Source organism: Janthinobacterium lividum (assembly GCF_011601275.1).
In the GTDB taxonomy this organism is placed as follows: domain Bacteria; phylum Pseudomonadota; class Gammaproteobacteria; order Burkholderiales; family Burkholderiaceae_D; genus Janthinobacterium; species Janthinobacterium lividum_E.
In genome coordinates this window covers 155,994-162,128 of the sequence record NZ_JAAOLY010000015.1, presented here as the reverse complement: position 1 = coordinate 162,128, position 6,135 = coordinate 155,994, and the positions used below count along the sequence as shown (strand labels likewise).

Annotated in this window: 1 pseudogene; it reads left to right on the top strand. The window is 67.1% G+C overall.

Annotation, left to right across the window (positions count from 1 at the left end):
- Positions 1 to 17 precede the first annotated feature (17 nt).
- Positions 18 to 6,128 (top strand): annotated as a pseudogene (locus GYK42_RS21905) (putative Ig domain-containing protein); the annotation flags it as partial.
- Between the last annotated feature and the right edge of the window lie 7 nt (positions 6,129 to 6,135).

Sequence of the window (6,135 nt, the reverse complement as noted above, 5' to 3'; positions counted from 1 at the left end):
GCGCGGGCACGGTCGACGTGCGCGTCACTTCAGCGGGTGGCACCAGCAACACCAGTGCAAACGATCAATTTACCTACGTGGCGGCGCCAGCAGTGACGAGCATTTCGCCGACTTCAGGTCCTGCGACCGGCGGCACCACGGTTACCATCACCGGCACGGGTTTTAGCGGCACGACGGCGGTAACCTTCGGCGCCACGGCAGCGACCGGCTTCACAGTCAACAGCGCCACGCAGATCACAGCCACGGCGCCAGCTGGCAGCTCCGGCACGGTCGACGTACGCGTCACCACGCCTGGCGGGACCAGTGCCACCAGCGCGGCGGACCAATTTACTTTTGTGGCGGCGCCGGCGGTGACGAGCATTTCGCCCACGGCCGGCCCGGCCACTGGCGGCAGTACTGTCACCATTACCGGTACGGGTTTTAGCGGCACGACGGCGGTGACCTTCGGCGCCACGGCAGCCACAGGTTTTGCCGTCAACAGCGCCACGCAGATTACTGCCACGGCGCCAGCCGGCACGGGCACGGTCGATGTGCGTGTGACCACGACGGGCGGCACCAGCGCCACCAGCGCCGCCGATCAATTTACCTATGTGGCAAAGCCGGTGGTGAGCAGTATTTCGCCAACCTCCGGCACAACTGCCGGCGGCACCACGGTCATCATTACAGGCACCGGCTTTAGCGGCACGACGGCGGTGACGTTCGGCGCCACGGCAGCGAATGGCTTTACCGTCAACAGCGCCACGCAAATCACGGCCACGGCGCCAGCAGGCAGCGCGGGCACGGTCGACGTGCGCGTCACTTCAGCGGGTGGCACCAGCAACACCAGTGCAAACGATCAATTTACCTACGTGGCGGCGCCAGCAGTGACGAGCATTTCGCCGACTTCAGGTCCTGCGACGGGCGGCACCACGGTCACCATCACCGGCACGGGTTTTAGCGGCACGACGGCGGTAACCTTCGGTGCCACGGCAGCGACCGGGTTCACAGTCAACAGCGCTACACAGATCACGGCTACGGCGCCAGCTGGCAGCTCCGGCACGGTCGACGTACGCGTCACCACGTCTGGCGGGACCAGTGCCACCAGCGCGGCGGACCAATTTACTTTTGTGGCGGCGCCGGCGGTGACGAGCATTTCGCCCACGGCCGGCCCGGCCACTGGCGGCAGCACTGTCACCATTACCGGTACGGGTTTTAGCGGCACGACGGCGGTGACCTTCGGCGCCACGGCAGCGACGGGCTTCACCGTCAACAGCGCCACGCAGATCACGGCGATGGCGCCTGCCGGCACGGGCACGGTCGATGTGCGCATCACTACCGCGGGTGGCACCAGCGCCGCCATACCAGCGGACAGGTTCACCTTTATCGCCGTGCCCGTTGCCGGTGATGTCAGCGCGACGGTGGCGTACGGCAGCGGCGCTACTGCGATCACCCTGAATCTGAGTGGTGGCGCGGCAACCTCGGTGGCCGTGGCGTCTGCTGCTTTGAATGGCACGGCAACGGCCAATGGCACCGGCATCACCTATACGCCGGCGGCAGGCTTTGGCGGCAGCGACAGCTTTACCTACACGGCCAGCAACGGCACTGGTATCTCGAACTCGGCCACCGTGACGATTACGGTCAGCGCGCCGACGGTGACGCTTGCGCCGACCAGCGTGGCTGGCGCAATCGTCGGTACGGCATACAGCCAGACCTTGACGGCTTCGGGCGGCAAGGCGAGCTATACCTACGATATCGTCCCAGGTGGTACCTTGCCGCCCGGTATAAGCTTGTCCAGCGGCGGTGTGCTGTCGGGTACGCCGACGGCGGCCGGCACCTTCAACTTCACCGCGCGTGCGAAGGATAGTTCGACGGGCAGCGGCCCGTATTCCGGTTCGCAGGCCTATACGCTGACGGTGGCGGCGCCGACGCTCGTCATCGCGCCGACAGCCCTGCCGGCGATGATGGTGGGCGTTGCCTTCAGCGACAGTATCACCACTACTGGCGGGACGGCCACGTATGGCTATGACATCACCACCGGCAATGCACCCGCGGGCTTGACGCTGGCGGCGAACGGCACCTTGTCGGGCACGCCTACCACGGCTGGCGCATACAACTTTACCGTCACCGTGACTGACAGCAGCACGGGGACAGGTGCGCCGTTCAAAGCGCAGATCAGCTATTCGGGCACCGTGGCCGTTGCTGTACCTGTTGCCGGTGACGTTAGCGTCAGCGTGGCGTATGGCAGCGGCGCCACGGCGATTGCCTTGAACCTGAGCGGCGGCCCGGTGACCTCGGTGGCAGTGGCATCCGCTGCTGTGCATGGCACGGCGACGGCCAATGGCGCCAGCATCACTTATATGCCGACAGCCGGGTATAGTGGTAGCGACAGCTTCACCTATACGGCCAAGAATGCCAGCGGCACTTCGGCGCCGGCGACCATCACGGTCGCAGTGGGCATCCCCAGTATCAGCCTGACGCCATCGGCCCTGCCCGATGCGACGGCGGAAGCGGCCTACACGGCAACCCTGACGGCGGCGGGCGGCAAGGCGCCATATACCTTCAGCATCAGCAGCGGCGGCCTGCCTTCCGGCTTGACTCTGAATGCATCCACCGGCGTCGTGTCGGGGACGACCAATGTGGCCGGCAGCTTCCCGGTCAGCATCAAGGTCACCGACAGCAGCACGGGGACAGGGGCGCCGTTCAGCACCACCAGCAGCTATACCTTGGCAGTCGCCGCTCCCGTAATTTCGGTGACGCCAGGCTCGCTGGCGGCACCGAAAGCGGGCACGGCATATAGCCAGCAATTGGCGGCCAGCGGCGGCGTCGCTCCGTATGCCTATACGGTATCGAGCGGCAGCCTGCCAGTGGGCCTCACCCTGAGCGGCAGTGGTTTGCTCAGCGGCACCCCGACAGCAGCCGGCAGCTTTACCTTCACGGTGCAAGCGGCCGATGCGCACCAGTTCACCGGCACGCGCAGCTATACCCTGGCTGTGTCGTCGGCCAATATCAGCCTGACGCCAGCCACCTTGCCCAATGCGACAGCGGAAGCGGCATATTCCGCGCCTCTGGCGGTGATGGGCGGCACGGCGCCATATACCTTCAGCATCAGCAGTGGCAACCTGCCGGCCGGCTTGAGCCTGAACGCATCCACGGGCGTGGTGTCGGGGACGACCAATGTGGCCGGCAGCTTCCCCGTCAGCATCCAGGTCAAGGACAGCAGCACGGGTGCGGGGGCGCCATTCAGTGCCACCAACAGCTATACCTTGAGCGTTGCCGCGCCCGCCATCACGGTGGCCCCGGCAACCTTGCCGGCGCCGAAAGTGGCCACGGCATACAGCCAGCAATTGACGGCCAGCGGCGGCGTCGCTCCGTATGCCTATACGGTATCGAGCGGCAGCCTGCCAGCGGGCCTGACACTGAGCGGCGGCGGTTTGCTCAGCGGTACGCCGACGGCGGCCGGCAGTTTTACCTTGACCGTGCAAGCGGAAGATGCGCACCAGTTCACCGGCACGCAAAGCTATACGCTGACGGTCGCTTCGGCCACGGTCAGCCTGACGCCAGCCAGCCTGCCCAATCCAACGGCGGAAGCGGCTTATAGCGCAACCCTGACGGCGGCGGGCGGCACGGCGCCACATACCTTCAGCATCAGCAGCGGCGCCTTGCCTGCCGGCTTGACCTTGAATGCGGCGACCGGCGTGCTGTCCGGCACCACCAATGTGGCCGGCAGCTTCCCGCTCAGCATCCAGGTCACCGACAGCAGCACGGGTGCGGGTGCGCCATTCAGCGCCACCAACAGCTACACCCTGGCCGTCGCTGCGCCCACCTTGAGCCTGACGCCGGCCAGCCTGGCGGCGATCCGCGCCGGCGACGCGTACAGCCAGCCATTCACGGCTGGCGGCGGCGTGGCGCCGTATGCGTATGCGGTGAGCGGCGGCGCCTTGCCGGCGGGCCTGGTGCTCGATGCGGCGAGCGGTGTGTTGAGCGGCACGCCGACGGTGGCGGGCAGCTACAACTTCACCTTGCAAGCGAAGGACGCGCACCAGTTCACGGTGCAGCAAGCCTTGACCCTGCTGGTGAACCAGGCGCCGCCGCCGGTGGCCAATGAAACGGCGACGACCTCGGCCAACCAGGAAGTGAGTTTGACCATCGCTTCCACGGATGGCAGCCCGATCACGGCAGTGACCATCGTCACGCCGCCGCAGCATGGGACCGTCACGGTGGTGTCGAGCGGCGCGGCGGGGGGAGGCAATCGCGCCTTCAAGGTGATGTATGTGCCGAATGCCAACTACTTCGGTCCGGACGCCTTCAGCTACACGGCGACGGGTCCGGGCGGCACCTCCGCCCCCGCCACGGTCAGCGTGACGGTGGCGCCGCGGCCCGTGCCCGTGCCGGTGGCCAAGACAGCCACGGTCCTGGCCGGCACGCCGGTGACCCTGCATGTGGCCGAAGGCGCCACGGGCGGGCCGTTCACGGCCGTGGCCATCACGACGCAACCTGCCAGCGGCACGGCGGTGGTCAACGGCATGGACATCGTCTACACGCCAGGCATCAACACCAGCGGCGAGATCCGCATCGGCTATACCGTGTCGAACGCCTTCGGCACGTCGGCGCCGGTGACCTCGACGATTACCGTCAATCCGATGCCGCAAGTGCTCAGCCAGAGCGTCACGGTGGTGGCCGGCCTGACGGTCAATGTCGACCTGACGGCGGGCGCCACGGGTGGCCCGTTCACGGCGGCCAATGTGCTGAGCGTGGCGCCGGCGGAAGCGGGCAAGGTGGTGGTGCGCGACGTGGGCACGGCCGGCAAGCCGTCGTACCAGCTGAGCTTTGCGGCCTCGGGCAAGTTCGCCGGCGCGGCCGTCGTCAGCTACACCCTGAGCAATGCGTATGCCACCTCGAAACCGGGTGTCGTCAACGTGACCGTGACTGCGCGGCGCGACCCGTCGGTCGATCCGGAAGTGATCGGCCTGCAGGCGGCGCAAGCGGACGCGGCGCGGCGTTTCGCCAGCGCACAGCTGTCGAACTTCACGCAACGCCTGGAAAGCCTGCATGGCGATGGCTGGGGACGTTCCAGCTTCGGCCTGAGCCTGACGCCGCCAAACGACAGCGGCAATCCGACGGCGGCGCTGGCGCGCTGGCAGGCGGACGAAGCGGACCGCGTATTCGGCACGGCCGTGAAACCGTTCATGCGCAAGGCGGCCTTGCGCCAGCCAGGCGCTGGTTTCAGCAGCGATGAACGGCAGCAGGTGGACGTCAGCGGCGCCACCAGCGGCTTGCCGGACATGCCGCAAAAGCCCGATACGCAGAAGCAGGCGCTGGCTCTGTGGCTCGGTGGCGCCGTCGACTTCGGCCAGCACTATGTGAATGGCCGCGACACGGGCTTCCGTTTCCGTACCAACGGCGTGAGCGTGGGGGGCGATTACCGCCTCAGCGACCTGGCGACCCTGGGCGTGGGTGCCGGCTTCAGCCATGACCGCAGCGACGTGGGCCAGAACGGCAGCCGCAGCACGGCCGACAGCGCCGTGGCGGCCGTGTATGGCAGCCTGCGTCCGAGCAAGGGCGTCTTCCTCGACGGCGTGCTCGGCTACGGCACCTTGCAGTACGACGCTTCGCGCTACCTCGCCGATGGCAGCGGTTTCGCCACCGGCGAGCGCGACGGCAAACAAGTGTTCGGCGCGCTGGTGGGCGGCATCGAGATGCGCCATGACACCTGGATGTGGTCGCCGTATGGCCGCGTGGAACTGATGTCGGCCAAGCTCGATCCGTACACGGAGAAGGCGGCCGGCATCAACGCCCTGAGCTACTTCAAGCAGACCGTGCGCTCGCGCATCGGCGCGCTCGGTGTGCGCGCCGAAGGCATCTATGTGGGCGGCCTGGGCACGTGGTTCCCGCGTGCGCGGCTCGAGTACCGGCATCAGTTCCAGGGCGCCGACGATGCGCGCCTGGCGTATGCCGACCTGGTGGCCGACGGCCCCGTGTACGTGATCCGCACGGTGCCGCAACAGACGGGCAACTGGGCGGCGGGCCTGGGCGTGAAACTGCTGCTGTCGAACGGCATGACGATCACCCTGGACTACAACAGCAATCTGAATATCGATAGCGGGCGTACCCAGTCGGTCATGTTCGGCATCGCCATGCCGCTCAGGTAATCACGTA